The organism is Streptomyces sp. NPDC041814, from assembly GCF_055590565.1.
The window spans coordinates 88,798-115,108 of record NZ_JBVJAM010000016.1; the positions used below are offsets into that span (position 1 = coordinate 88,798).

20 protein-coding genes are annotated in these 26,311 nt (G+C 72.7%); 12 read left to right on the plus strand and 8 right to left on the minus strand.

The genetic code is table 11. The features are described from left to right. The first annotated feature begins 13 nt into the window (after positions 1-13). Positions 14-703 carry a GntR family transcriptional regulator gene (locus ACZ6C6_RS31520; protein ID WP_469207774.1) on the plus strand — a complete coding sequence of 230 codons (690 nt, stop codon included), beginning with the start codon at positions 14-16 and terminating at the stop codon, positions 701-703. A gap of 232 nt (positions 704-935) precedes the next feature. Next, entirely contained in the window at positions 936-3,296 is a 2,361-nt protein-coding gene (locus ACZ6C6_RS31525) for a M9 family metallopeptidase (protein WP_469207776.1), read from the plus strand. Positions 3,297-3,308: 12 nt separating this feature from the next. On the opposite strand, the gene ACZ6C6_RS31530 is transcribed toward ACZ6C6_RS31525, so the two are convergent. The 3 genes from ACZ6C6_RS31530 to ACZ6C6_RS31540 all read right to left on the minus strand — a co-directional run bounded on the left by ACZ6C6_RS31530 (position 3,309) and on the right by ACZ6C6_RS31540 (position 4,855). Then, a complete protein-coding gene (locus ACZ6C6_RS31530; protein WP_469207778.1) occupies positions 3,309-3,698 on the minus strand; it encodes a barstar family protein in 390 nt (129 codons plus the stop codon). A 23-nt stretch (positions 3,699-3,721) separates the two neighbouring features. Beyond that, a complete protein-coding gene (locus ACZ6C6_RS31535) occupies positions 3,722-4,114 on the minus strand; it encodes a guanyl-specific ribonuclease (RefSeq protein WP_469207779.1) in 393 nt (130 codons plus the stop codon). A gap of 150 nt (positions 4,115-4,264) precedes the next feature. Further along, a complete protein-coding gene (locus ACZ6C6_RS31540; RefSeq protein WP_469207781.1) occupies positions 4,265-4,855 on the minus strand; it encodes a TetR/AcrR family transcriptional regulator in 591 nt (196 codons plus the stop codon). A 172-nt stretch (positions 4,856-5,027) separates the two neighbouring features. Between ACZ6C6_RS31540 and ACZ6C6_RS31545 the strand changes: the two genes are divergently transcribed. Both ACZ6C6_RS31545 and ACZ6C6_RS31550 read left to right on the plus strand, forming a co-directional pair. After that, complete coding sequence (locus tag ACZ6C6_RS31545; RefSeq protein WP_469207783.1) at positions 5,028-6,887, plus strand: serine/threonine-protein kinase; 1,860 nt, start codon at positions 5,028-5,030, stop codon at positions 6,885-6,887. A 156-nt stretch (positions 6,888-7,043) separates the two neighbouring features. Beyond that, positions 7,044-7,409 (plus strand): ATP-binding protein, encoded by a 366-nt coding sequence (locus ACZ6C6_RS31550; RefSeq protein WP_469207943.1) that lies wholly within the window; start codon positions 7,044-7,046, stop codon positions 7,407-7,409. 49 nt (positions 7,410-7,458) lie between these two features. Here ACZ6C6_RS31550 and ACZ6C6_RS31555 read toward each other — a convergent pair whose 3' ends face one another. Together ACZ6C6_RS31555 and ACZ6C6_RS31560 are read right to left on the minus strand one after the other, a co-directional pair. Beyond that, a complete protein-coding gene (locus ACZ6C6_RS31555) occupies positions 7,459-8,535 on the minus strand; it encodes a DUF2637 domain-containing protein (RefSeq protein ID WP_469207785.1) in 1,077 nt (358 codons plus the stop codon). Positions 8,536-8,741: 206 nt separating this feature from the next. Continuing rightward, the gene (locus ACZ6C6_RS31560) at positions 8,742-9,590 is read right to left on the minus strand and encodes a (2Fe-2S)-binding protein (RefSeq protein ID WP_469207787.1); all 849 of its coding nucleotides are present in this window, start codon (positions 9,588-9,590) and stop codon (positions 8,742-8,744) included. A gap of 145 nt (positions 9,591-9,735) precedes the next feature. Here ACZ6C6_RS31560 and ACZ6C6_RS31565 point away from each other — a divergent pair, with 145 nt between their 5' ends. Further along, positions 9,736-10,485 (plus strand): GntR family transcriptional regulator, encoded by a 750-nt coding sequence (locus ACZ6C6_RS31565; protein ID WP_469207789.1) that lies wholly within the window; start codon positions 9,736-9,738, stop codon positions 10,483-10,485. 30 nt (positions 10,486-10,515) lie between these two features. On the opposite strand, the gene ACZ6C6_RS31570 is transcribed toward ACZ6C6_RS31565, so the two are convergent. Both ACZ6C6_RS31570 and ACZ6C6_RS31575 read right to left on the minus strand, forming a co-directional pair. Beyond that, positions 10,516-11,301: a hypothetical protein gene (locus ACZ6C6_RS31570; protein WP_469207791.1), complete on the minus strand. Its 786-nt coding sequence runs from the start codon at positions 11,299-11,301 to the stop codon at positions 10,516-10,518. Between the two features lie 172 nt (positions 11,302-11,473). Next, positions 11,474-13,201 carry a PucR family transcriptional regulator ligand-binding domain-containing protein gene (locus ACZ6C6_RS31575; protein ID WP_469207793.1) on the minus strand — a complete coding sequence of 576 codons (1,728 nt, stop codon included), beginning with the start codon at positions 13,199-13,201 and terminating at the stop codon, positions 11,474-11,476. A 257-nt stretch (positions 13,202-13,458) separates the two neighbouring features. Here ACZ6C6_RS31575 and ACZ6C6_RS31580 point away from each other — a divergent pair, with 257 nt between their 5' ends. The 7 genes from ACZ6C6_RS31580 (at position 13,459) to ACZ6C6_RS31610 (ending at position 25,025) form a co-directional block, all read left to right on the plus strand. Further along, entirely contained in the window at positions 13,459-14,349 is an 891-nt protein-coding gene (locus tag ACZ6C6_RS31580; protein ID WP_469207795.1) for an FAD binding domain-containing protein, read from the plus strand. A 2-nt stretch (positions 14,350-14,351) separates the two neighbouring features. Further along, positions 14,352-14,948, plus strand: coding sequence for a (2Fe-2S)-binding protein (locus ACZ6C6_RS31585; RefSeq protein ID WP_143618201.1), 597 nt, complete (start codon positions 14,352-14,354; stop codon positions 14,946-14,948). A gap of 3 nt (positions 14,949-14,951) precedes the next feature. Continuing rightward, positions 14,952-17,336: a xanthine dehydrogenase family protein molybdopterin-binding subunit gene (locus tag ACZ6C6_RS31590; protein ID WP_469207797.1), complete on the plus strand. Its 2,385-nt coding sequence runs from the start codon at positions 14,952-14,954 to the stop codon at positions 17,334-17,336. A gap of 268 nt (positions 17,337-17,604) precedes the next feature. After that, complete coding sequence (locus tag ACZ6C6_RS31595; protein ID WP_469207799.1) at positions 17,605-19,062, plus strand: NCS2 family permease; 1,458 nt, start codon at positions 17,605-17,607, stop codon at positions 19,060-19,062. Positions 19,063-19,095: 33 nt separating this feature from the next. After that, positions 19,096-20,247 (plus strand): XdhC family protein, encoded by a 1,152-nt coding sequence (locus tag ACZ6C6_RS31600; RefSeq protein WP_469207801.1) that lies wholly within the window; start codon positions 19,096-19,098, stop codon positions 20,245-20,247. Between the two features lie 108 nt (positions 20,248-20,355). Further along, on the plus strand, positions 20,356-24,114 hold the full coding sequence (locus ACZ6C6_RS31605; protein ID WP_469207803.1) for a S8 family peptidase: 3,759 nt from the start codon (positions 20,356-20,358) through the stop codon (positions 24,112-24,114). A 167-nt stretch (positions 24,115-24,281) separates the two neighbouring features. Next, positions 24,282-25,025, plus strand: a complete 744-nt coding sequence (locus tag ACZ6C6_RS31610) for an SDR family NAD(P)-dependent oxidoreductase (RefSeq protein ID WP_469207805.1) — start codon at positions 24,282-24,284, stop codon at positions 25,023-25,025. Here the strand turns inward: ACZ6C6_RS31610 and ACZ6C6_RS31615 are convergent. Then, the gene (locus ACZ6C6_RS31615; protein ID WP_469207807.1) at positions 25,012-26,259 is read right to left on the minus strand and encodes an MFS transporter; all 1,248 of its coding nucleotides are present in this window, start codon (positions 26,257-26,259) and stop codon (positions 25,012-25,014) included. The genes ACZ6C6_RS31610 and ACZ6C6_RS31615 overlap by 14 nt on opposite strands. Between the last annotated feature and the right edge of the window lie 52 nt (positions 26,260-26,311).

A 26,311-nucleotide genomic window follows, 5' to 3' on the forward strand; every position in this document is an offset into this window, starting at 1 on the left:
TGGAGGAACAGACATGGCCCGCCTGACGTCGCTCAACGCCATCTCGGCGCAGGAGCACCTGCGCGACCGGGTGGCGCATGCGCTGCGGGCGGCCCTCGTCTCCGGGGAGCTGCGGCCCGGCACGGTCTACTCGGCGCCCGCGCTGGCCGCCCAGTTCGGTGTCTCCGCCACCCCCGTACGTGAGGCGATGCTCGACCTGGTCCGGGAGGGCCAGGTCGAGGCCGTCCGCAACAAGGGCTTCCGGATCACCGAACTGACCGACCAGGACCTGGACGACTACACCGAGCTGCGCGCGATGATCGAGGTCCCCACGGTCGGCCGGATCGCGCGCATGGGCCTGACGCACGAGCTGGAGGCGCTGCGGCCCGTCGCCGAGGAGATCGTCGAGGCCGCCCGCCGGCACGACATCCTGGGCTACCTGGAGGCGGACCGACGCTTCCACCTCGCCCTGCTGGGGCTGGCCGGCAACCGCCGGCTGGTCGAGGAGGTCGGTGAACTCCGGGGGCGCTCTAGGCTGTTCGGGCTGAACCGGCTCTCCGAGTCCGGGCAGCTGGCCGCGTCGGCCGAGGAGCACATCGAGCTGCTCGACCTGGTGGTCGCCGGGGACGCGGAGGGCGCGGAGTCCTGCATGCTCGGCCACATGTCGCACGTCCGCTCGCTGTGGGCGGACGACCGCCGGGGCGAACCGGCGAGCCAGGCGTAACGCCTCAAGACCCCTCATACGCAAGCGTGTTGACGCGTCCAGGAATGTCGTCACAGCCGCTTCCTAAAGACATGTGACATGTGCCATTGTACTGACGGTCGCGCTTGAGGTCGTGTCCATGTCATTTTGCTGACCGTTCCGGTCGCCCGCCGTCCCCGTCCGGCCTCACCCGCGCGCCATCCCCCACGGCCGCGCAACGGCGCGCGGCCATCACACCGCTGGGAGGCGGCACGTGAAGAAACGAACGGTCCGACAGAGAGCCACCGGACTCACCACCGCGGCCCTGGCGGCCTGCCTGGGCATCGGCATGCTTGCCGCACCCGCCCCGGCCGCCGAGCCCCGGCCCACCGCCCCGGCCGCCGCGAGCGCCGCCGCGGCACACCGGACCCCCGGGCAGGTCGCGTCCGAGCCGGGCGGCCCCACCGGGCAGGCGGCCACCGCGCCCGCCCAGGACCCGGCCCACGTGGGCGAGACGGCCGCCGACCCCGCCGACCGGGCCCCGCTCAGCGCCTCCAAGGACGCGCTGCGCCGCGACTACGACGACCCGCGCGCCACCGAACCGCGCCACCCGGCCCCCTCCATGAAGCCAGGGCGCCTCGCGCGGGCGGCCGCCTGCTCCGTCGCCGACTTCACCAGCCGCACGGGCAGCGCCCTCGTCCAGCAGATCAAGGCGTCCACCACCGACTGCGTCAACACGCTCTTCTCCGTCAAGGGCAACGACGGCTACCTCGCCTTCCGCGAGGCCCAGATGGTCAGTGTGGCCAACGCCCTGCGCGACGGATCGGCGGCCTACCCGGGCGACAGCAGCACGGGCATGCCCCAACTGGTGCTCTACCTGCGGGCGGGGTACTACGTGCAGTACTACGACCCCGGCACCGTCGGCCCGTACGGCACCGCCCTGCGCACCGCGATCCAGGGCGGCCTTGACGCCTTCTTCGCCTCGGCGCACTCCCGCGACGTCACCGACGCCAACGGCGAGACCCTGGCCGAGGCCGTCATCCTCATCGACAGCGCCGAGCAGAACGCCCGCTACCTGAACGTCGTGAAGCGGCTGCTGGCCGGCTACGACTCCTCGTACAACAGCTCCTGGTACATGCTCAACGCGGTCAACAACGTCTACACCGTGACCTTCCGGGGCCACCAGCTGCCCGCGTTCGTCAGCGCCGTCGAGGCCGACCCGAGCCTGCTCGACGCGCTCGCCGGATTCGCCCGCGACCACCTGGACCTGCTGGGCAGCGACCAGTCCTACCTGACTTCCAACGCGGGCCGGGAGCTGGCCCGCTTCCTCCAGGAGGACACCCTGCGGCCCCGGGCGAAGCCGCTGGTCATCGACCTCCTCGGCCGCTCCTCGCTCACCGGGCGGACCGCGCCGCTCTGGGTCGGCCTGGCCGAGATGGCCGACTACTACGACGGCGCGAACTGCTCCGCGTACGGCACCTGCGACCTGGCCGCACGCCTCAAGAGCGCCGTCCTGCCCACCTCGTACACCTGCAGCGACAGCATCCGCATCCTCGCCCAGCAGATGTCCTCGGACGACCTGACCAAGGCGTGCAGCAGCCTGCGCGGCCAGGACGCCTACTTCCACCAGGTGGCCAGGGACAGCGGGCCCGTCGCCGGGGACCGCAACACCACCATCGAAGTCGTCGTCTTCGACTCCAGCACCGACTACCAGACCTACGCCGGGGCCATCTACGGCATCGACACCGACAACGGCGGGATGTACCTGGAGGGCGACCCGGCGGCGGCCGGCAACCAGCCGAGGTTCATCGCCTACGAGGCCGAGTGGGTCCGGCCCGACTTCCAGATCTGGAACCTCAACCACGAGTACACCCACTACCTCGACGGCCGGTTCGACATGGCGGGCGACTTCGAGGCGGGTGTCACCACCCCGACCGTGTGGTGGATCGAGGGCTTCGCGGAGTACGTCTCCTACTCGTACCGCGAGGTCACCTACGACGACGCCCTCGCCCAGGCGGGCGCGCGCACCTACACCCTGCGCACCCTCTTCGACACCACCTACGAGAACGCCGACCAGACCCGTGTCTACAACTGGGGCTACCTGGCCGTCCGCTACATGCTCCAGTCGCACCGCGCCGACGTGGACAAGCTCCTCGGTCTGTACCGCGCCGGTGACTGGAACGGTGCCCGCACCCTGCTCACCTCCACCATCGGCAGCCGCTACGACGCCGACTGGGCGACCTGGCTGACGGCCTGCGCGGCCGGCGACTGCGGCACGGCCACCAACCCGCCGACCGAGCCCACCGCCCAGTGCACCGGAAGCGACGCCCGCGAACTCGGCCAGGACTGCGCCCGGGACGGCCAGCACGCCACCCGGGGCAACTACGCCTACCTGTACCTCTACATACCGGCGGGCACCGACCGGCTGACCATCACCACCAGCGGCGGCACGGGCGACGCCGACCTCTACTACAGCTCCACCGGCTGGGCGACCACCGGCTCGTACACCGCCAGGGCCACCGGCAGCGGCAACGCGCACACCCTCACCGTCGACCGCCCGGCCGCCGGGGCGCACTACATCAGCCTGTACGGCGTGCAGGACTTCGGGCAGGTGAGCGTCGCGACGAGCTACTGACCCGGCACGCCCTCAGAGCAACCGCAGCGTGTCCGGCCCCGACCGGTCCCGGATGATCTCCACCAGCCGGTCGAAGAGGGTCGGACCGCGCCCCGCAGCCGCCCGCGCGTACTCCTCGCGCAGGCGGCTCCGGTTGCTCTCATGGGCGCGGGCGGCCAGCCGGTCGAGCCACCGGGCGGTCTCCGCATGACCCAACGTCCGCGCAGACACGGCATGGTCGCGCCACTCGAAGACGAAGTCGCCGTCGTCCGGCGCGCCCATGCCGCCGCTCAGGCAGTCCGCGAAGGCGTCGAGATTGCGGCCGAAGTAGCCGCCCGGCCCGTTCACCGCCTCACCGACCACGGTCCAGAAGCTGTCCAGGCCGGTGATCCGGGAACCCTCGATCACATAGGTCACGGTCATGGGGCCGACCCTACGCGTGCGCGTCAGCAGTCGTGGTCCACCAGGTCGAACGTCTCGTAGTGGTCGGCGGTGTAGTAGTCCTCCTGGTTCTCCTCACCCGTGACGATGCGCCGCGCGCCACGCGTAGGGGAGCCGGGGGTGATGACGGTGTACTCGTGGTAGTAGCCGGTGCTCTGCGACGGCAGCACGCCCTCGCGGTTCTGGAACACGGTGCCGTCCTGGTCGTACGGGAACGGGCCGCCGGCGTCGATGAGGTCGAGGGTGTCGTGGGCCTGGGACGGCAGGTCGGAGTAGCAGATGCTGCCGACCGACGCGGTCGTCGCCGACGCGGTCGCCGTGACCGGGCCGCCGACGAGGAGAGCGGACAGAAGGGCGGCGGCGCCGCCGAGCGTGGTGATCCGTGGGGGGATTCGCATGCTCCATGATGACGCGCGTAGACAGTGCCGCGTCAACGCCAACTCGGGTGAATTCTTCTGGAGTTAACCGTGGAGAGGGAACACATCGCGCATCGGGGGCCGCCGGGGTGCCACGACCGTGCGGCACTCGAACGGGAGTCCGTGCATGAACTACGGGCTGACAGAGCGCCAGATGTGGTACGGCACCGTGCGGATGGCCTCCTCGATGTCGATGTCGCCCACCGCCAGCCAGCGCCGCGCGATGCTCGTCACCGGTCCCATGATCAGCGACTCCAGGACGGGCAGCGGCAGCGCGACCAGCTCGCCGGACTCCTGGTGCGCGTGGAGCCAGGCGGCGAGCGGGGCGAGCCGGGCCTCTTGGGCGCCCCGGAGCTGCCGCGCGTTGGTGATGGCCTCGCGGTCGGCGGTGACCGAGTGCATCAGCCGGGCCGCGTCCGGATGCGCCTGGACGAAACGGAGGTACGTCTCCGTCAGTGCGCGCACCCCGCCGCGCGCGTCCGTCACCTGGTGCAGCGCCTCGACCACCTCCCCGAGGAGGCGGCCCAGCCAGGACTGGGCGAGAGCGAGGATCACTCCCTGGAGGCTGCCGAAGTGGTGGTAGATGCTGCCCGCGCTCACGCCGCTGGCCGAGGTGATCGCGTTCAGGGTGAGGCCGGCCTCGCCCTCGGCCGCGTACAGCGCCAGGGCGGTGTCGAGCACCTGGGTGGCCGTGGCCTCACCCCGCTGCTGCTTTGGACTCATCGCGCCGCCCCGCTTCCGGAATCTCTGGCTCCTCATGGTGGTGCCGAGAACAGCGTAAGAGAAGGTTCCGGAATTGTTTCCGGAAGTTGTTCCAATTCGCGTCCGGGTTGCTTCACACTGAACGTTTGTCGCGCCAAGTAGCGGCCGTACACGGGGATTTCAGGAGACCGGCGTGAACAACGACGACCACGCGGACAACGAGGACTACCTCGACGGAGGCATCAAACCGCTGACACCGACGGACCCGGCGCGCGTCGGGCCGTATCTGCTGCTGGGCCGGCTCGGTGCGGGCGGCATGGGCCGGGTCTACCTCGCCCGCTCCGACGGCGGCCGCACCGTCGCGGTCAAGGTGGTGCACGCGGAGCACGTCGCCGACCCGCAGTTCCGAGGCCGTTTCCGGCGCGAGGTCGAGGCGGCACGGCGGGTCGGCGAGCGCTGGACCGCGCCGGTCCTGGACGCGGCGCCGGACGCCGAATTCCCCTGGGTGGCCACGGGTTACGTACCCGGGCTCTCCCTGGAACAGGTCGTGCGGGGCCACGGCGCCCTGCCCGCCGCCTCGGTGCAGGCGCTCGCCACGGGACTGCTGCACGCGCTGAAGGACATCCACGCGGCGGGCATCGTCCACCGCGACCTCAAGCCGTCCAACGTGATGCTCACGATGGAGGGGCCCAAGGTCATCGACTTCGGGATCGCCCGTGCCGTCGGGACCGCCGTCGAGTCCCTGCTCACCAGCACCAATATGATGATCGGCACGCCCGGATTCATGGCCCCGGAGCAGGTGCACGGGGAGAGCGCGGTACCGAAGAGCGACGTCTTCACCCTCGGCTGCGTCCTGACGTACGCGGCGACCGGGACGCTCCCCTTCGGGCACGGGGCGAGCAACCAGCACGCGATCATGTACCGGATCGCCGAGGCCGAGCCGGAGCTCGAACGGGTCCGGGACGCGGACCTCAAGGCGCTGATCGCCCGGCTGCTCGTCAAGCCGGTGGACGAGCGGCCCTCGGTGGACGAGCTGCTGGCCGAGCCGGGGCGCGAGGCCGGTCCGGTCGCCTCCTCGTGGCTGCCCGCCCCCGTCGTGAGTCATCTTGCCCGCCAGTCGGCGCAGTTGCTCGACGCGGAGGCCGCGCCGCTGCGGCAGGAGGGGGACCGCCCGACGGTAGACCTCCGGGGAGCGCCCGAGGCGGCGGCGGTGGTGGAGGGCGCGAAGACGGCGGAGAAGGAGAAGCCGAAGCGCCGCCGCCGCTGGATCGTCGCCGTGCCGCTGGTGGTCGTCCTCGGCGGCGGGGGCGGCACGCTGGTCATGCTCCAGCCGTTCAGCCACGACGGCGGCGACGCGCACGCGGCGCCCCCGCTCGCCACCTCGACCGGTCCGACCGCCGCCCCGGAGCCCTCAGCGGCCGGCAGCGCGTCCCCGGCCGCGAGCAGGAGCCCGAAGGCATCGCCCAGCAAGAAGAAGACGGACCCCGGCAAGGACGGCGAGGACGGAGAGCCGGGCAGGGACGGCCAGGACGCGGGGACGACGGGCGGCGGCTCCTCCTCTACGGGCGGCGGCTCCTCCACCGGCGGTGACTCCACGAGCACGTCGGGCGGCGGGGGAGGCTCCACCACGACGAGCGGCGGCGGTTCGGGCGGCAGTACCTCGGGCGGCTCCACGAGCACCACCGGCGGCGGGGGCTCCACCAGTACATCGGGCGGCTCCGTCACCGGCGGTTCGGGCGGCGGCTCCACGGTGCCCGCGGCGTTCGTCGGCACCTGGAAGTACGCGGAGACGTACAACCCGGGCCAGCCCGGCACCATCACCATCTCCAAGACCGGCGTGGTGCGCCTGAGCGACTACGTGTACAACAACTGCCCGTACGAAGGGAAAGTGACGTCCAGCACCAGCAGCCGGATCAATGTGGGCACCCTCAAGCTCGTGGGCCCCAACCCCGGCTACTGCTACACCGCGACGGGCGCGACCTATTTCGTCACCAACGGCAGCGGCATCCAGCACGACGTCAGCGGGATGAAGTATTACTACAAGCGGGCCTGAGCCCCGCACGATTCCCTCCGGTCCGCAGGGCTCCGCAAGCGTGACCGCCGGTAGGCGGGGCATGCATTGCGTGAGCACCTTCGAGACAGGGGGCGAATGGCCGTGTGGGCGGGGGAAACGATGGAGCGTCACGAAGAGGCCCGGATGCATCGCAGGGTGGACCGGGCCGATCTGGCGGCCGTGGGCGAAGTCCGGGGCGCGGTCCGCGAGTTACTGCGCTACCGGTGGAAGGAGGAACCGGCGCAGGTCGCCGAGCTGCTGCTCAGTGAGCTGGTGACCAACGCCCTGGTCCACACGGACGACGGCGCGGTCGTCGCCGTGAGCGTCGCACCCCGCCGCCTGCGTGTGGAGGTGCGGGACTTCGTCCCCGGAATGGACGCCGAGCCGCACGTACCGCCCGCCGACGACGGTACGCACGGCCGGGGCCTGGTCCTGGTGGAGAGCCTTGCCGACTCCTGGGGGATCAGCCCCCGCTCGCTGGGCAAGGTGGTCTGGTTCGAACTGGACGGCGAACGGCCCTGACGGTCCTTCCGGACCGGCAGGGCCGCCACTTGGCATCCGCTGTCGCGCATCAGCCGAACTGCTGCTCCAGGTCCTTGAGTTTCTGCTCCAGCGAATCGAGCCGGGGCAGGGCCTGGGTGTCGTCCTCGGCGGTGAGATCGACCGGGGCCGATTCGCTCGCGCCCAGTTCAGGGACGCTCGCCGAGTTCGAGTGGTTCACGGCTTGCAGGGATGGCCGGGGCCGGAGGGGCAGCTGACCCGGCTCGGATATGGCGGGCTCCGCGACGGACGCGGAGCCCGCCGCCGGGGCCAGCGCGGCCACCTCGACCGGGGGGCCACCCCGTCCGAGCCGGCCCCAGGCCCGGTTCTGCCGGCTCAGGGCCTTGATGTGCGCCCGGTCCAGCTTCTCCTGGTCCTTTCTGCGGAGACGGTTCTGCTCCTTCTCCCTGCGGTCCTCGCGTACCTCGTCCACCGCCTCGTCCAGCGTGCGTACGCCTTCGAGGAGCATCAGCGACCACGCGCCGAAGGTCTCCCGGGGCGCGCGCAGCCAGCGCACGATCCGGATCTGCGGCAGCGGGCGGGGCACGAGGCCCTGTTCGCGCAGCGCGGCACGGCGGGTCTGCTTCAGCGCGCGGTCGAACAGCACCGCGGCCGAGAGCGACATGCCGGCGAAGAAGTGCGGGGCACCCGCGTGGTTGATGCCGCGCGGCGCGTGCACCCAGTTGAACCAGGCGGCGGCACCCGCGAAGGTCCACACCAGGAGGCGCGAGCCGAGCGCCGCGTCCCCGTGGCTGGCCTCCCGTACGGCCAGGACCGAGCAGAACATCGCCGCCCCGTCCAGGCCGAAGGGCACCAGGTACTCCCAGCCGTCGGAAAGGCCGAGGTTCTGCTCGCCGAAGCCGACGAGCCCGTGGAAGGAGAGTGCGGCGGCGACCGCCGCGCAGCAGAACAGCAGCACGTACGAAGCGGTGGCGTACAGCGTTTCCTTGCGCCTGCGCCGCTCCTCGCTGCGTTCCCAGCTGTCGTCGGCCGAGGCTGTGTCAGAGGCGCGCCTTCCGCGCGCGACCACCGCCACCGCCGCCATGACCCCCACGAGCAGCACGGCGCCCGGAAGCAGCCAGTCAAGCGATATGTCGGTCAGTCTCATGCGCGGTCCCTTGCGTCACGTAGGGCGTTTCGGGCGCCATCGTGGCGGAAATCCCGTCACGCCCAGGCGGTTTCGGGGCAAGAGAACGCCAATGGGGTGCAGGAGGGCGTCGATATGGACGTTCTGGTCGAACGCCCTTCAGCGGCTTACGCATGATGTTCGAATACCTGCCACCCGTCCGGGCGGTGTGGATCCGGCGGAGTGGATCAGGGCGCGGGCGTCAGTTTGCGGACGCGCTCCTCGTCGCACGTACGCGGACACGTGACGCAGGTGTCCTCGGGGCGCAGCGTGTAGAACAGGCAGCAGCTCGCCCGGTCCCGGGTCGGCAGCGACTCCCCGTTCGGCCCGGTCAGCTCGCGGAAGCCGGCGGTGCCGACGTACGGCCCGGTGGTCCCCGGCAGCAGCGCCTCCAGCTCCGTCATGGCGCGCCGCTCCTCACCCAGCAGGTGGGCGATGTACCAGAGGCCCTCGACGATCTCGTCGGTCGCCATCCCCCACAGGGCCCGCCGGCCCCGCCGCATCCGCGGCCGGAAGCCCTCGAGGACCGGGCCCAGGTGTTCGGCCACCGCTTCCAGCACCTCGGCCCGCAGCGCCGCCTCGTCGGCCACCACCCGGGCCCCCGGCAGCCCGGCCGCCGGGTCGTCGGGCAGGCAGGCGAACTCCCGCACCCGCAGCGTCAGATGGCCCAGCGCCCGCTGGAACGAGACGTCCTCGACCGGGACGCGGGGCACCCGGCGGTGCAGGAACCACGGCACCGTCACCAGCAGGCAGGCCGGCCACGCGTACCGGTGCAGTCCGAAGCTCGCGATCACATCGGGACGGCCCTCCTGGCCGTAGTCCCGCCGCACCTGTTCGGCGTCGAAGGCGAGGAACGTGTCCAGGGCCTCGCCGCCGGCCGCCAGCTCGTGCGCGGCCACCCAGCCGGGGCCGCCGGGGGCGCTCTCGCCCTCGGCCAGGAGCTCGGCGCGCACCCCGGGGAAGACCTCGGTCAGGCGCGCGTAGGCGTCGGCCACGGGCGAGGCCGACACCGCGGGGAGCAGGGCGGGCAGGGTCATGCGGGGACCACCGATTCACGATCGTCAGCAGGTAAGCCTTACCTTACCCTGTCGGATCGATGTTTGAACTGGGGGTCCTTGCGCCTATCGTGCACTCAGGGCGCCCGACGCGCGAGCGCGCCCGTGACCGGCCGAGGAGGTGCCCGTGGAGCGCGAGGAGGTGCGTCCCGCGTACGGTGGCGCGGCCGTGCCCGCCCCGGCCGTCCGGGTGCCCGAGCAGGCCCGCGGTGAGCACACCCACGGCGAGCACCCGCACGAGGTCCCCCGCGTCCAGGTGCGCCGGCACTCCGTGCGCGGGCAGATCCTGGAGGCCCTGCGCGCAGCCCTGGTCGACGGCGAACTGGTCCCCGGCCAGGTCTACTCGGCGCCCGTGCTCGGCGCCCGCTTCGGCGTCTCCGCCACCCCGGTGCGCGAGGCGATGCAGCGGCTGGCCACCGAAGGGGCCGTGGAGGTCGTGCCGAACCGGGGCTTCCGGGTCGCCGAGCGCGGCCCGCGCGAGCTGGCCGAGCTGGCCGAGGTCCGCGCCCTGATCGAGGTCCCCGTCATGCTGCGGCTCGCCCGCACGGTCCCGCCCGCCCGCTGGTGCGCGCTGCGCCCGCTGGCCGACGCCACCGTGGCCGCGGCGGCCGTCGGCGACCGGGCGAGCTACGCCGAGGCAGACCGGGCCTTCCACGGCGCGGTGCTCTCCCTCGCCGGGAACCACAGCCTGGTCGCCGTCGCCGACGACCTGCACCGCCGCTCCCAGTGGCCCCTGATGGACAACCCGGTCACCCGGCGCGCCGACCTGCTGGCCGACGCCTCCGAGCACACCGCGCTGCTCGACGCCCTGATCGCCCAGGACGTGGCGGTCGTCCAGTCGCTCGTACGCGAACACTTCGCGGGCGCCGACGGCTGAGCCGGTACGCGTCGGCGCCCCGGTGTCCGCTCAGTTCGCCTCGACCGTCTCCGGCGGGGGCTGGTCCAGGTGCGGGCCCAGCCAGGTCGGGACGCCGCCCAGGAGCCGGAAGAGCCGGGCCGCCTCGGCGCGCAGCCGGGTCGCCGCCTCCGGCTCGGGCTCGGCGTCGGCCAGCGCGATGAGCGCCGGGGCCGTACCGACGAGGTAGCCCAGCTCCTCCCTTATCCGCAGGGACTCCGCGAAGCCGTGCCGCGCCTCCGCCAGCTCGCCCTCGCGCAGGGCGATCAGGGCGAGATGGCGCCAGGTCGAGGAGAGCAGCAGCGCGTCGCCCTGCGCGGTGGCACCGGCGTGGGCCCGGGTGTAGGCGGCCCGGGCGGCCTGCGGGGAGTCCGCGATGTTCTGCGCGATCAGGCCGCGGCGGAAGTCGAGCAGCGGGCGGCCCTGGGCGGCGGGGGAGAGCAGGGCGGCGGCCCGGCCCAGCGCCACCCGGGCCTCGTCCGCCCGGTCCCGCACCCCGAGGAGGGTCGAGGCGTACGCGAGGTGGCCGCGCTCGCAGGCCGCAGCGCCGCGCTCCTCGTCGTCGTGCGCCATGGCCTCGGCGGTCCGCAGGGCGTCCTCGGCGTCCGTCCAGCCCTGCCCGGTGTACAGGCACCGCTCGGTCAGCAGGGCCGTCCGCTGGAGCGCCGCGGCCGGGTCGGTCGCGGCGTCGTGTTCCAGCAGGGCCGCGGCGTCCGTCCAGCAGCCGCGCGAGCGCAGCCGCCATACCGCGGTCTGGAGCGGAGGATCGTCATCTGCTGTCGTTCCGGAACCAGACATGGCGGTATGCGCCACATTGCCCTCCCCGAGCGCGCCTTCGAGCTGAGTATGGCCCGCATCACAGCATGGAATGGCACGCCGGGCCAAGAGGTCGAGGCAATGTCAGGTGAAACTTTTCACAATCGGCGGTGCGGAGCCGGACGCCCCCACCGCCCTTGTCCGGCCCGGGATTTCAGCTCATCCGCAGCGCGAGGAAGAAGTCGAGCTTGTCCTCCAGACGCGCCAGATCACGCCCCGTCAACTGCTCGATTCGCCCGACCCGGTAGCGCAGCGTGTTGACGTGGAGGTGGAGCCGGGCCGCGCAGCGGGTCCATGAACCGTCGCAGTCCAGGAACGCTTCCAGGGTCGGGATGAGCTCCGCGCGGTGGCGCCGGTCGTACTCGCGCAGCGGGTCCAGCAGCCGCGCGGTGAACGCCCGCCGCACGTCGTCCGGGACGAACGGCAGCAGCAGCACGTGCGAGGCCAGCTCGTGGTGGCCGGCCGCGCAGACCCGGCCGGGCCGGGCCGCCGCCACCCGGCGCGCGTGCCGGGCCTCCTCCAGGGCGCCGCGCAGCCCCTCCGCCGAGTGCACCGAGGCGCTGACACCGAGTGTCAGGCGGCCGTCGTCGCCGAGGCCCGCGGAGAGCGGGGCGCGCACGGCGGCGAGCAGCGCGTCGGCGTGCAGGGCGGACCCTTCGCCCTCGGCGCCGCCGTCGGACGCGGCTGCGGACGGCTCGTCCGCCGCGCCGTCCGGCCCGTCCGGGGCGGCGGGCAGCGGGACCAGGGCGATGGCCTCCTCGCCCGTGTGGGCGACGGCGATCCGGTCCGCCGAGTCGGGTCCGGTCACCGCCGGGTCGACCAGGATCTCCTCAAGGAGCGCCTGGGCGACCGGGCCGCCCCGCACCCCGGACCCGCCGTCCTCGTCCCAGTCGACCCGGGCCACCACCACCTGCCAGTGCGGCGCGGTGCCGAGGCCGGGGAGCAGGACCGGGGCGGCCACGCGCAGCCGGGCGGCGATCTCGGCGGGCGCGGCGCCCGCCTGGACCAGCTCCAGGACCTCCTGGGCGAGCCGGCGGCGCACCGTGCGGGCCGCGTCGCGCCGGTCGCGCTCGACGGCGATCAGCTGGGTGACGCCCTGGAGCAGGTCGAGCCGCGCGGCGGGCCAGTCGCTCGCGTCGGCCTCCACGGCGAGCAGCCAGTCGGAGAGCACCGACTCGCGCACGTCGCGGGCGGGCGGCACCGCGCCGCCCCGGCCGTTGTTCCGGATCGGGAAGAGCGAATACGTCGTACCGCCGAGAGCGGCCCGGTGCGGGGCGCGGCGGCCGGAGCGGACGGCGGCCAGATGCAGCCCGGCCAGCTCCGCCCCGGCGGCGGCGGGCAGCGGGGCGCCCGCGCCCGCGATCTGCCGCCCGGTGGGGGAGAGCACCCAGGCGTGGAGGTCCAGGTCGGAGCCCAGGAGATCGAGGACCACCTCGGGGCCGCCGCCCGTCGGGCCGGAGGTCATCAGCCTGCGGTGCCGGTCCACCACGGCCGCCAGGTCGCCCGCCCGCTCGCCGGACACCTGGCGCACCACATACTCGGTGATCGTTGCGAACGCGACCGTCTCGTGGACCGCGAACAGCGGCAGCCGGTGGTGGTGGCACGCCGCCACGAGATCGTCCGGGACGTCGCCGAGCTCCGCCTCGCCCGCGGCGAGACCGGCCACCCCGGCGCCCGCCAGGATGCGCACGAACGGCTCGGAGTCCGCGGCGTCCCGGCGCCAGGCCAGACCGGTCAGGACCAGCTCGCCGCCGGTGAGGTAGCGGCTCGGGTCGCGCAGGTCGGTCGTCATCACGCCGCGGACCGACCGGTCCAGTTCCTCGTCGCCGCCGAGCAGCCGCAGGCCCAGCGCGTCGTTCTCCAGCAGTGCGCGCAGCCGCATCTCGTCGCCGCCGATCTCTTTCGTTGGTACGGGTGAAGTCTGGGTGTTGCGGTGAGGCTGTTGAGCCCCGCCATTCGTTCGAATCTACAAGACATGAGCGGAGACCGGCCAACCGCTTCATGGGTTCGGTGACTGCACCAGGTGGAGCAGGGCTTGTGTACTGGGCCACACACCGCGTGAACAAGACATGAACAAGTTCGAGGGCCGGCCGTCACCCAGCCCCCCGCGCAGACCCGATTGAGAAGAAGAGAGCCACCATGGACTTCCTTCGCCCCGCAAGCTGGGAGGAGGCGCTCGCCGCCAAGGCCGAGCACCCGACGGCTGTGCCCATCGCCGGGGGCACCGATGTGATGGTCGAGATCAACTTCGACCACCGACGCCCCGAATACCTCCTGGACCTCAACCGCATCGGTGAGCTCACCGAGTGGGAGGTGGGCCAGGAGAGCGTGCGGCTCGGCGCCTCGGTCCCGTACAGCCAGATCATGGAGCACCTGCGGGCCGAGCTGCCCGGCCTCGCGCTCGCCTCGCACACCGTCGCGTCCCCGCAGATCCGCAACCGCGGCGGCGTCGGCGGCAACCTCGGCACCGCGTCCCCGGCCGGTGACGCCCACCCGGCCCTGCTCGCCGCGGGCGCCGAAGTGGAGGCCGAGTCCGTACGCGGCAGCCGGATGATCCCCATCGACGCCTTCTACACCGGCGTCAAGCGCAACGCCCTCGAACCGGACGAGCTGATCCGGGCCGTGCACATCAAGAAGGCCGACGGGCCGCAGCAGTACTCCAAGGTCGGCACCCGCAACGCGATGGTCATCGCCGTCTGCGCCTTCGGCCTCGCCCTGCACCCCGAGACCCGCACGGTCCGCACCGGCATCGGATCGGCCGCCCCGACCCCCGTTCGGGCGAAGGAAGCCGAGGAATTCCTGAACGCCGCCCTTGAGGAGGGCGGGTTCTGGGACAGCCGGACGATCATCACGCCCTCCGTCGCCCAGCAGTTCGCCACGCTCGCCGCCGGCGCCTGCAACCCGATCGACGACGTGCGCGGCACCGCGAGCTACCGCCGGCACGCCGTCGGCATCATGGCCCGCCGCACTCTCGGCTGGGCCTGGGAGTCCTACCGCGGCAACGGCCGCAGCACCGAAGGAGCCGCCTGATCATGCGCGTCAATTTCACGGTCAACGGCCGCCGCCACGAGGCCGACGACGTCTGGGAGGGCGAATCCCTCCTCTACGTCCTGCGCGAGCGCATGGGCCTGCCCGGCTCCAAGAACGCCTGCGAGCAGGGCGAGTGCGGCTCCTGCACGGTCCGCCTCGACGGCGTCCCCGTCTGCTCCTGCCTGGTCGCCGCCGGCCAGGTCGAGGGCCGCGACGTCGTCACCGTAGAGGGCCTCGCCGACTTCGCCGCCCACCGTGCCGAGGCCCACCCCGGCACCGGCTGCGCCTCCGGCGCCTGCGGCACCTCGCTGGACCGGGCCAAGCGCTGGAAGGCCGAGCCCGCCGCCGGCGACGAGACCCGCGACACCGGGGAGCTCTCCCCGATCCAGCAGGCGTTCATCGACGCCGGAGCCGTCCAGTGCGGCTTCTGCACCCCCGGCCTCCTGGTCGCGGCCGACGAACTCCTGGAGCGCACCCCGCAGCCGTCCGACGCGGACATCCGCGAGGCGCTCTCCGGCAACCTCTGCCGCTGCACCGGCTACGAGAAGATCCTCGACGCGGTCCGCCTCGCGGCCGCCCGCGCGGAAGGGGCGGTCTGAGCCATGGGCGTCACCGGTTCCCCCACCAACATCAACCAGGGCAGCCGCACCAAGGGCGGCATCGGCGAGTCCACGCTGCGCCCCGACGGCATCCTGAAGGTCACCGGCGAGTTCGCGTACTCCTCGGACATGTGGCACGAGGACATGCTCTGGGGCCACACCCTGCGCTCCACCGTCGCGCACGCCGAGATCGTCTCCATCGACGTCTCCGAGGCGCTGGCCACCTCCGGCGTCTACGCGGTCCTCACCTACGACGACCTGCCGGCCGCGATGAAGAACTACGGCCTGGAGATCCAGGACACCCCCGTCCTCGCGCACGGCCGGGTCCGCCACCACGGCGAACCCGTCGCGCTCGTCGCCGCCGACCACCCGGAGACGGCCCGCCGCGCCGCCGCGAAGATCCGGGTCGACTACTGCGAGCTGCCCGTCGTCACCGACGAGGCGTCCGCGACCGCGCCCGGCGCCCCCCTCATCCACGAGGGCCGCGACGACCACCACATCGGCCATGTGCCGCACCCCAACATCGTCCACCGCCAGCCGATCGTGCGCGGCGACGCGGAGGCGGCCGAGGCCCGGGCCGACGTGATCGTCAAGGGCGACTACTACTTCGGCATGCAGGACCAGGCATTCCTGGGCCCCGAGTCCGGCCTCGCCGTACCCGCCGAGGACGGCGGCGTCGACCTGTACGTGGCGACCCAGTGGCTCCACTCCGACCTGCGCCAGATCGCCCCCGTCCTCGGCCTGCCCGAGGACAAGGTCCGCATGACGCTCTCCGGCGTCGGCGGCGCCTTCGGCGGGCGCGAGGACCTGTCGATGCAGATCCACGCGTGCCTGCTCGCGCTGCGCACCGGTAAGCCCGTGAAGATCGTCTACAACCGCTTCGAGTCCTTCTTCGGGCACGTCCACCGCCACCCGGCCCGCCTCCACTACGAGCACGGCGCGACCCGCGACGGCAAGATCACGCACATGAAGTGCCGCATCGTCCTGGACGGCGGCGCCTACGCCTCCGCTTCCCCGGCCGTCGTCGGCAACGCCTCCTCGCTGGCCGTGGGCCCGTACGTCATCGACAACGTCGACATCGAGGCCATCGCCCTCTACACCAACAACCCCCCGTGCGGCGCCATGCGCGGCTTCGGTGCCGTCCAGGCGTGCTTCGCCTACGAGGCGCAGATGGACAAGCTGGCCGCCGAACTGGGCATGGACCCGGTCGAGTTCCGGCAGCTCAACGCCATGGAGCAGGGCACCCTGCTGCCCACCGGACAGCAGGTCGACTCGCCCGCCCCGGTCGCCGAACTGCTGCGCCGCGTCAAGGCCATGCCGATGCCGCCCGAGCGCCAGTGGGAGAGCGCCGGCGAGCACCCGGACGTGCGCGCCCTGCCCGGCGGCCTGTCCAACACCACCCACGGCGAGGGCGTCGTGCGCGGCGTCGGCTACGCGGTCGGCCTGAAGAACGTCGGCTTCTCCGAGGGCTTCGACGACTACTCCACCGCCCGGGTCCGCATGGAGGTCATCGGCGGCGAACCCGTCGCGACCGTCCACACCGCCATGGCCGAGGTCGGGCAGGGCGGCGTCACGGTGCACGCCCAGATCGCCCGTACCGAACTCGGCGTCTCCCAGGTCACCATCCACCCCGCCGACACCCAGGTGGGCTCCGCCGGATCGACCTCCGCGTCCCGCCAGACGTACGTCACGGGCGGCGCGGTCAAGAACTCCTGCGAGGCCGTCCGCGAACAGCTCCTGGAGCTCGGCCGCCGCAAGCTCGGCACCTACCACCCCGCCTGGGCCACCGCCGAACTCCTCCTGGAGGGCGGCAAGGTCGTCACCGACGGCGGCGAGGTGCTGGCCGACATCGCGGACGTCCTGGAGGACGAGGCGATCGACGTCGAGCTGGAGTGGCGCCACCGGCCCACCGAGGCCTTCGACCTGCGTACCGGACAGGGCAACGGCCACGTCCAGTACTCCTTCGCCGCGCACCGCGCGGTGGTCGAGGTCGACACCGAGCTCGGCCTGGTCAAGGTCATCGAACTGGCCTGTGCCCAGGACGTCGGCAAGGCGCTCAACCCGCTGTCGGTCGTCGGGCAGATCCAGGGCGGCACCATCCAGGGGATGGGCATCGCCGTCATGGAGGAGATCATCGTCGACCCGGTGACCGCGAAGGTGCGCAACCCCTCCTTCACGGACTACCTCCTCCCCACCATCCTCGACACGCCGACCATCCCGGTCGACGTGCTCGAACTCGCCGACGACCACGCCCCGTACGGGCTGCGCGGCATCGGCGAGGCCCCGACCCTGTCGTCCACCCCGGCCGTCCTCGCGGCGATCCGGAACGCGACGGGTCTGGAGCTCGACCGGACGCCGGTCCGGCCGGAACACCTCACCGGCGTCTGACCGGGGCTCCGCCCCCACCGCTCTCCGGGCGGTGCGCGCCACCGGCGAACGTCACACTTCCCCGCCCGCACCGCCCGGAGACCCAGGGTCCCGCCCCGCTCGCGGCCCCGACCCCCCGCACCGGAACGGCACCACCGTTCCGCTCCTTCCTGCATGAACAGTTCGTCTCGGGCCGTCCCCCGGGTCGTGCCGCCAGCGCAGTCATCCCAAATCCCGCATTTCGATTCTTCATCGCGGGTGCCCCTGTGAACCTTGGGAGTCAGGCATCATGACCCAGCAGTCAGTGCAGCCGAAGACCGGTGCGGAGGACGCGGGCCCCGGCTCGCGCGTCCCCGCCGGCAGATCGTGGCTCGACCGGTACTTCCACATATCCGACCGCGGTTCGACCGTGGCCCGGGAAGTGCGCGGCGGTGTCACGACCTTCATGGCCATGGCGTACATCCTTCTGCTCAACCCGCTGATCCTCGGCGGCAAGGACGTCGACGGCAATCTGCTCAGCCAGCCCGCCCTGATCACCGCCACCGCGCTCGCGGCGGCGGCGACCACCCTGCTCATGGGCTTCGTCGGCAAGGTCCCGCTCGCGCTCGCCGCGGGCCTCAGCGTCTCCGGCGTCCTGTCCTCGCAGGTCGCCCCCGAAATGACCTGGCCACAGGCCATGGGCATGTGCGTGATGTACGGCCTGGTGATCTGCCTCCTGGTGGTCACCGGTCTGCGCGAGCTGATCATGAACGCGATCCCGCTCCCGCTGAAGCACGGCATCACGATGGGCATCGGCCTGTTCATCGCCCTGATCGGGCTCTACAAGGCCGGTTTCGTCGGCAAGGGCACCGCGACCCCGGTGACCCTCGGCCCGGCCGGTGAACTCGCCGGCTGGCCGGTCCTGGTCTTCGCGGTCACCCTGCTGCTGATCTTCATGCTCCAGGCCCGCAACATCCCCGGCGCGATCCTCATCGGCATCGTCGTCGGCACCGTGGTCGCCGTCGTGATCAACAAGGTCGCGGACGTCGACCCCAAGATCTGGAGCAGCGGCCCGCCGGAGCTCAAGGGCTCCGCGGTCTCCTCGCCGGACTTCTCGCTCTTCGGCGACGTCGACTTCGGCGGCTGGGGCGACGTCGGCGCCATGACCGTCGGCTTCATCGTCTTCACCCTCGTGCTCGCCGGCTTCTTCGACGCCATGGCCACCATCATCGGTGTCGGTACGGAGGCCGGGCTCGCCGACGACAAGGGGCGCATGCCGGGCCTGTCCAAGGCGCTGTTCATCGACGGCGCGGGCGGGGCCATCGGCGGTGTCGCCGGCGGTTCCGGGCAGACGGTCTTCGTGGAGTCCGCGACCGGCGTCGGCGAGGGGGCCAGGACCGGCCTGGCCTCCGTCGTCACCGGCCTCTTCTTCGCCGCCTGCCTCTTCTTCACCCCGCTCACCGCGATCGTGCCCGCCGAGGTGGCATCCGCCGCTCTCGTCGTCATCGGCGCGATGATGATGCAGAACGCACGGCACGTGGACTGGAGCGACCGCTCGGTGGCCATCCCGGTGTTCCTGACGGTGGTCCTGATGCCGTTCACGTACACCATCACCACCGGTGTGGCGGCGGGCGTCATCTCGTACGTCGCCATCAAGGCCGCCCAGGGCCGGGCCCGCGAGGTCGGCGCGTTCATGTGGGGCCTGACGGTGATCTTCGTCGTCTACTTCGCCCTGCACCCGATCGAGAGCTGGCTCGGCGTCAGCTGACCCGCCGCCCCACTCACCCGCAAGGAGACCGAGATGCTGGACATCGCCGAGGAGCTCGACCGCTGGGCCGGGCAGGGACGCGATTTCGCCGTCGCCACCGTCGTCGCCGTCGGCGGCAGCGCCCCCCGCCAGCCGGGGGCCGCGCTGGCCGTCGACCGCGACGGCACGGCGATCGGCTCGGTCTCCGGCGGGTGCGTGGAGGGCGCCGTGTACGAGCTGTGCCAACAGGCGCTCGACGACGGCCTGACCCGCCTCGAACGCTTCGGCTACAGCGACGAGGACGCCTTCGCGGTCGGCCTGACCTGCGGCGGCGTCATCGACATCCTGGTGACCCCGGTCCGGGCGGACGACCCCGCCCGCCCGGTGTACGCCGCCGCGCTCACCGCAGCCGTACGCGGCGAGGCCGCGGCGGTCGCCCGCGTCACCGACGGGCCCGCCGGACTCCTCGGCCGCCCGCTCCTGGTGCGCCCCGACGGCCGTCACGAGGGCGGGCTCGGCGGACACCCCGAGCTGGACCGCACCGCGGTGGCCGAGACCCGCGCCATGCTGGACCAGGGGCGCACCGGCACCCTCACCATCGGCGCCGACGGGTCGCGCTGCGGGCAGCCCCTCACACTGCTCGTGGAGTCCAGCGTGCCCGCGCCCCGGATGATCGTGTTCGGGGCCATCGACTTCGCCGCCGCCCTGGTCCGGGCCGGCAAGTTCCTCGGCTACCACGTCACGGTGTGCGACGCGCGGCCCGTCTTCGCGACCGAGGCCCGCTTCCCGGACGCCGACGAGCTGGTCGTGGACTGGCCGCACCGCTATCTGGCCGGGACCGCGGTGGACGCCCGCACGGTCCTGTGCGTCCTCACGCACGACGCCAAGTTCGACGTGCCCCTGCTGGAGGCGGCGCTGAGGCTGCCCGTCGCGTACGTCGGCGCGATGGGCTCCCGCCGCACGCACCTCCAGCGCAACGAACGGCTGCGCGAGGCCGGGGTGTCCGAGCTGGAGCTGGCCCGCCTGCACTCGCCGATCGGGCTCGACCTCGGAGCCCGTACGCCCGAGGAGACGGCCCTGTCGATCGCCGCCGAGATCGTCGCCGTCCGGCGCGGCGGCAGCGGTGCCCCGCTGACCGGTGCGCACACCCCGATCCACCACCCCGGCGGGCTGCCCCCGGCGGGGCGCATCGGCTCGGTGGCCTGAAGCCGCCCTCGCAGCACCGCGTTCGCGACCGGCGGTTAGCCGCCACGGCACATTCGCGCCAGGCGTGGACCGTCCCACGGCGGCCGGTTTACCGGTAGATCATCACCCATGACTTTCTCCCCCTCCACCGCGACCGGCCGGGCGAGACCCGCACGCGCCGGACGCCGCACCCTCGTCATAGCCACCGCCGCGGCCCTGATGAGCGGCGCGCTGCTGCCCCTCACGGGTGCCGCGTACGCCGCCCCCGGTTCCCCCGCCACGGCAACCACCCCCGCCGCGCAGCCCGTTCACCGCTACGACATCACCCTCGTCACCGGTGACGTCGTCCATTACGCCGACGGGGCGGGCAAGCAGGACACCGTCACCGTGGACCGCCCCGAGGGCGCGACCGGCGGGGTCCACGTCCAGCAGGCCGGGGACGACGTCTACGTCCTGCCCGACGAGGCGCAGAGCCTGCTCGCGGCCGGCAAGCTGGACCGCCGCCTCTTCAACGTCACGGCGCTCGCGAAGATGGGCTACGACGACAGGACGACCGGCGGCATTCCGCTGATCGCCACCTACCCGGCGTCCAAGGCCCGTTCGCTGCCCGGCGCCCCGCGCGGCAGCAAGGGCGTCCGGCAGCTGGAGTCCATCCACGGCGCCGCCCTCAAGGCCGGCAAGGACACCGCCCGCGCCTTCTGGAACGACATCGCGCGCAGCGCCACGGCCCGCTCGCTGGACAACGGCATCGCCAAGCTCTGGCTCGACGGCCGCGCCGAGGCCGCGCTCAAGGACTCCGTGCCGCAGATCAACGCCCCGCAGGCATGGGCCGAGGGCTACGACGGCAAGGGCATCAAGGTCGCCGTCCTGGACACCGGCATCGACGAGGACCACCCGGACGTCAAGGACCGCATCCTGGAGACGAAGAGCTTCGTCCCGGGCGAGGAGGTCGACGACAAGAACGGCCACGGCACGCACGTCGCCTCCACCATCGCCGGTTCGGGCGCCGCGTCCGACGGCGTCAACAAGGGCGTCGCCCCCGAGGCCGGGCTGCTCGTCGGCAAGGTCCTCGGCAACGAGGGCTCCGGCGCCGACTCCGGGATCATCGAGGCCATGGAGTGGGCCAAGGCGGAAGGCGCCGACGTCGTCTCCATGAGCCTCGGCTCACCGGTCGCCGACGACGGCACCGACCCCATGTCCCAGGCCGTCAACACCCTCTCCGCGGACGGCGGCCCGCTCTTCGTGGTCGCCGCGGGCAACGCCTACGGCGCCGGCACCATCGGCGCGCCCGGCTCCGCCGACCAGGCGCTCACCATCGCCGCCGTCGACAAGCAGGAGGGCCGCGCCGACTTCTCGTCCATGGGCCCGCTGGTGCGCAGCTACGGCCTGAAGCCGGACCTGTCCGCGCCCGGCGTCGACATCAACGCCGCCGCCTCGCAGTCCGTCCCCGGCATCGAGGGCATGTACCAGTCGATGTCCGGTACGTCCATGGCGACCCCGCACGTCGCCGGCGCCGCCGCCATCCTCAAGCAGCGCCACCCCGACTGGACCGGCCAGCGCATCAAGGACGCGCTGATGACCTCGTCCAAGGTGCTGCCCGGCTACACCCCGTACGAGCAGGGCACCGGGCGGCTCGACGTGAAGGCCGCCATCGACACGACGATCGAGGCCACGGGCTCCGTCGCGGTCGCCGCGTACGACTGGCCGCACAGCGCCTCCGACCCGGTCACCGAGCGGACCATCACCTACCGCAACACGGGCACCGCCGACGTCACCCTCGACCTGGCGACGGACAGCGCGTCGGACGCGTACACGCTGTCCGTGAAGCAGCTGACCGTCCCGGCCGGCTCCACCGCCGAGGCCGTCCTCACGCTCGACCCGTCGAAGGTGGACGCGGGCACCACGTTCTCCGGCCAGGTCGTCGCCAAGGACGCCTCCGGCGCCGTCGTCGCGCACACCGGCTTCGCGCTCAACAAGGAGCAGGAGCTCTACGACCTCACGCTCCGGCTCCGCGACCGCTCCGGCAAGCCCATGGACGGCACCGTCGTCCTCGGCGCGCTCGGCGACCCGAACCTGTCGCCCGTCGCCGTGTCGGGCGACACGACGCTGAGGCTGCCCCCGGGCAACTACACCGCCTGGACCGCCGCCGACATCAAGGGCGACACCGCCGACTCCAAGGCCCTCGCCTTCCTGGCGGCCCCCGAGATCATCCTCGACAAGCCGGTCACGGCCACCCTCGACGCCTCCAAGGCCCGCAAGGTCAGCGTGCGCACGCCGAAGGAGTCCGAGACCCGGCAGCTGCGCTACGACATGGCGCGCACCGCGCCCGACGGCACCGTCCAGCGCGACGCGTACCAGATCCCGCTCACGTACGACCAGCTGTGGGCGGCCCCGACCAAGAAGGTCACGCAGGGCGACTTCTCCTTCCTGACCCGCTGGCGCCAGGGCGAGAAGCTGCTCGACCTGACCGCCGGTGGCCGGGACGTCCCGGCCACCGTGCAGAACGGCTCCCCGGTCGCCGAGGACAGCCGCGCCAGGCTCCGCGGCGTCTACGCGGGCAACGGCTCCGCCGCCGAGTACAAGCACCTCGACGCCAAGGGCAGGGCCGTCGTGATCCGCAGCAGCGACACGGTGGCCCCGGCCGACCGGGTCGCCGCCGCCGTCGCGGCCGGCGCGAAGGCGCTGTTCGTCGTCAACCAGGGCGACGGCCGGCTGATGGAGGCGTACGGCGACTACGGCACCACGCTCGCCCTCCCGGTCGCCACCGTCCAGCGGATCGCCGGCGAGAGCCTGATCAAGGCCGCCCAGCGCGGTGAGAAGCTGACCGTCGAGCAGCACAAGTACGCGAGCTACGTCTACGACCTGGTCGACCGCCACGACGGCACCGTCCCGGACCGCTCGCTCGCCTTCGCCCCCTCCACCCGTGACCTGGCGAAGATCGAGAACACCTTCTACGGCCACCGCGACGTCGTCGGCGGCGGCTTCCGGTACGACATCCCCGAGTACGGCCCCGGGCTCGGCTTCGCCGAGTACGAGAAGTTCCCCGGCACCCGCACCGAGTGGGTCACCCCGCTGCCGGGCGCCTCGTTCTGGTACGAGGACCACGCGCAGTACAACGCCGAGGGCACCGACACCGCGCTGGAGGAGCGCGGCGGCGAGATGGACTACCGGGCCGGCTCCACCAACAAGGCCGACTGGTTCGCGCCCGTCACCCGGCCGCGGCTCGGCACGGGCTACTGGGGGCCGTTCCGCTCCCAGTGGGGCGACATCCAGTACAACGTCACCCCGTGGACGGACGGCGGCGCCGGTCACTCGGGCGCCATGCCGGACAAGGAGTACGACACCGGCAAGGTGGCGGTCTACCAGGGCGACAAGCTGCTCGACGAGTCCCCGGGCCGCGCCGGGTACGTCGGCGACCTGCCCGACGAGAAGCTGCCCTACCGCCTGGTCCTCGACGCCTCGCGCGACGCGGACACCTGGAAGACGTCGGTCCGCACCCACTCGGAGTGGTCGTTCGTCTCGGGCGCCCTCGACCCCGAGGGCCCGTACCAGGTCGACATCCCGATGCTCCAGCTGGACTACGACGTCGCCACGGACCTCGCGGGTGACGTGCGGGCCGGCAAGTGGACCGAGATCGGTCTGTCGTCCACCACGCAGGAGTGGCTGGACGGTGCCGTGAAGGCCACGAAGGCTTCCCTGTCGGTGAGTTACGACGACGGCAAGACCTGGAGCGCGGTGTCGCTCAAGAAGGACCGGACGGGTTCCTGGACCGCACGGTTCAAGACCCCGAAGAAGGGCGCCACCGCGGTGTCGCTCAAGGCCCACGCCGAGGCCGCGGGCGGCCTCGCGGTGGACCAGGAGATCATCCGGGCGTTCGGTCTGAAGTGATCCGCTGAACCCTCGTACGAGGCGGCCGTCCACCCGGGAGCGGGTGGGCGGCCGCCTTCGCGTGCGCCCCGCCCATGTCATTTATATGCATCATACATAGAAAGTGTATGGTGCATAAGAAAGAGCTGGGTTCGGGGGCCGGCACAGCGAGTCGAAGGAACAGCGCAATGACACTGGAGAACAAGGTCGCCCTCGTCACCGGAGGAGCCTCGGGCATCGGCGAAGCCGTCACCCGGCTCTTCGTCGAGCGCGGCGCCCGCGTCGTGGTCGTCGACCTCCAGCAGGAGGCCGGGGACGCCCTGGTGGCGGGTCTCGGGGACGCGGTCGCGTTCCTGCGGGGCGACGTCTCGGACCGCGCGGTCGCCGACCGGGCGGTCGCCACGGCCGTCGAGCGCTTCGGCGGCCTGGACGTCCTCGTGAACAACGCCAGTGCCTCCCGCGTCCGCCCGTTCACCGAGCAGACCGACGACGACTGGAAGCTCGCCCTGGACACGGGGCTCTTCGCCACGCGCAACTTCATGCTCGCCGCGTACCCCGAGCTCAGGAAGGCGCGGGGCGCCGTCGTCAACTTCGCCTCGGGCGCCGGTATCGACGGCCAGCCCAACCAGGCGTCGTACGCCGCGGGCAAGGAGGCCATCCGCGGACTGAGCCGGGTCGTCGCCAACGAGTGGGCCGCAGACGGGATCCGGGTCAACGTGGTCTCCCCGATGGCGAAGACCGCGGGCGTCGCCGCCTGGGCCGAGGCCCACCCCGAGCAGTACGCCCTCTCCGCGGCCAAGGTCCCGCTCGGCCGCTTCGGCGACCCGCGCACGGACGTCGCGCCCGTCATCGCGTTCCTGGCGAGCGACGACGCCCGTTACATGACCGGTCAGACCCTGATGGCCGACGGCGGCGCGATCAAGCTCCGCTGACCTGCTCCGCCGCCTCCGGCGCGCCCGCCCCGGCGCGGGCGCGCCGGACACCGCCGCCCAGGACCGCCCCCGCGCACAGCAGCGCCGGGCCCGCCGCCACCGCGCAGCACAGGGAGAGCGGCAGTCGGTCCACCAGCAGCCCCACCGCGGCCGTGCCGCCCGACGAGCCCGCGTTGAACGCGGTGTTGACCCAGGCGCCCGCCCGGGTGCGCCGGGCCGCGTCCGCCGACTCGTCCGCGATCAGGTAGGCGGTCGTCAGCGCCGGAGCGACGAAGAGCCCGGCCGCTCCGACCACGGCGGTCAGCACGTACACGTTGCCCGCGAGACCGGCCGCCGCCACCGCGCCGGACAGCCCGGCGGCCATCACCGGCAGCCGCACCCCGAGGGGGGTCCGCCACCTCAGCGCCCCGTAGGCCAGACCCCCGGCCGCGCTCGTCGCCGACAGGGCGGCCAGCACCCAGGACACCGCCGACGCCCGGTGCATCGCCTCGGTGAGGGCCACCACCAGCAGATCCAGCGCCCCGAGGCAGAGCCCCACGGCCGCCGTCACCAACACGGCCCGCCGCAGCGCGGGCACGGCGCTCAGCCGCAGCCCGGGCCCGGCGGTGCCGTCCGCCCCGGTGCGGTGGTCCGGCTTCCCGCGCGGCACGGCGGGCGAGGTCACCAGCGCCCCCGCCCCGGCCGCGATCAGCACCGCACCGGCCAGTACGGCGGCGGCGGGCCCGGTGACCGTCACCGCGACGCCCACCAGCAACGGTCCGGAGACGTACAGGAGTTCCTCGGCCACCCCGTCGAGGCTGTACGCGCGGCGCAGCAGCTCCCGGTCGGGGACGAGGTCGCTCCACAGCGTCCGCATGACCGGGCCGAGCGGCGGAGTGCAGGCCCCCGCCGCCGTGGCGAGGACCCCGAGGACCAGCGGGGAGGCGCCCGGCCGCCAGGTGACCAGGGCGGTGACGGTGAGCAGCACCGCGTACAGGCCGGCCATCGGCGGCAGGGCGCGGCGCGGTCCGTGCCGGTCGATCAGCCCGGCACGGGCGGGGGACAGGAACACACTGGCGGCCCCGAACAGGGCCATCACCGTCCCGGCGGCCGAGTAGGAGCCGGTGGCGTCCTTGACGGCGAGCAGCAGAGCGAGCGGGGCGATGCCGTAGGAGAGTCGCCCGGTCAGCGCGGCGGCGAAGGCGCGCGCGGCGTGCGGGACGCGCAGAACAGCGGCGTACGAAGGAGTGGACATGGTCTTCCTCGGAAGGGTGGCGCGGCGGGGCCTGGCCACGGGCATGCGGGGA

Coding starts and splice junctions, on each gene's coding strand:
- ACZ6C6_RS31520 (WP_469207774.1), top strand. CDS start 14: ATGGCCCGCCTGACGTCGCTCAACGCCATCTCGGCGCAGGAGCACCTG.
- ACZ6C6_RS31530 (WP_469207778.1), bottom strand. CDS start 3,698: ATGACCGTGACCTATGTGATCGAGGGTTCCCGGATCACCGGCCTGGAC.
- ACZ6C6_RS31535 (WP_469207779.1), bottom strand. CDS start 4,114: ATGCGAATCCCCCCACGGATCACCACGCTCGGCGGCGCCGCCGCCCTT.
- ACZ6C6_RS31540 (WP_469207781.1), bottom strand. CDS start 4,855: ATGAGTCCAAAGCAGCAGCGGGGTGAGGCCACGGCCACCCAGGTGCTC.
- ACZ6C6_RS31555 (WP_469207785.1), bottom strand. CDS start 8,535: ATGAGACTGACCGACATATCGCTTGACTGGCTGCTTCCGGGCGCCGTG.
- ACZ6C6_RS31560 (WP_469207787.1), bottom strand. CDS start 9,590: ATGACCCTGCCCGCCCTGCTCCCCGCGGTGTCGGCCTCGCCCGTGGCC.
- ACZ6C6_RS31570 (WP_469207791.1), bottom strand. CDS start 11,301: ATGTCTGGTTCCGGAACGACAGCAGATGACGATCCTCCGCTCCAGACC.
- ACZ6C6_RS31575 (WP_469207793.1), bottom strand. CDS start 13,201: ATGCGGCTGCGCGCACTGCTGGAGAACGACGCGCTGGGCCTGCGGCTG.
- ACZ6C6_RS31580 (WP_469207795.1), top strand. CDS start 13,459: ATGGACTTCCTTCGCCCCGCAAGCTGGGAGGAGGCGCTCGCCGCCAAG.
- ACZ6C6_RS31585 (WP_143618201.1), top strand. CDS start 14,352: ATGCGCGTCAATTTCACGGTCAACGGCCGCCGCCACGAGGCCGACGAC.
- ACZ6C6_RS31590 (WP_469207797.1), top strand. CDS start 14,952: ATGGGCGTCACCGGTTCCCCCACCAACATCAACCAGGGCAGCCGCACC.
- ACZ6C6_RS31595 (WP_469207799.1), top strand. CDS start 17,605: ATGACCCAGCAGTCAGTGCAGCCGAAGACCGGTGCGGAGGACGCGGGC.
- ACZ6C6_RS31600 (WP_469207801.1), top strand. CDS start 19,096: ATGCTGGACATCGCCGAGGAGCTCGACCGCTGGGCCGGGCAGGGACGC.
- ACZ6C6_RS31605 (WP_469207803.1), top strand. CDS start 20,356: ATGACTTTCTCCCCCTCCACCGCGACCGGCCGGGCGAGACCCGCACGC.
- ACZ6C6_RS31610 (WP_469207805.1), top strand. CDS start 24,282: ATGACACTGGAGAACAAGGTCGCCCTCGTCACCGGAGGAGCCTCGGGC.
- ACZ6C6_RS31615 (WP_469207807.1), bottom strand. CDS start 26,259: ATGTCCACTCCTTCGTACGCCGCTGTTCTGCGCGTCCCGCACGCCGCG.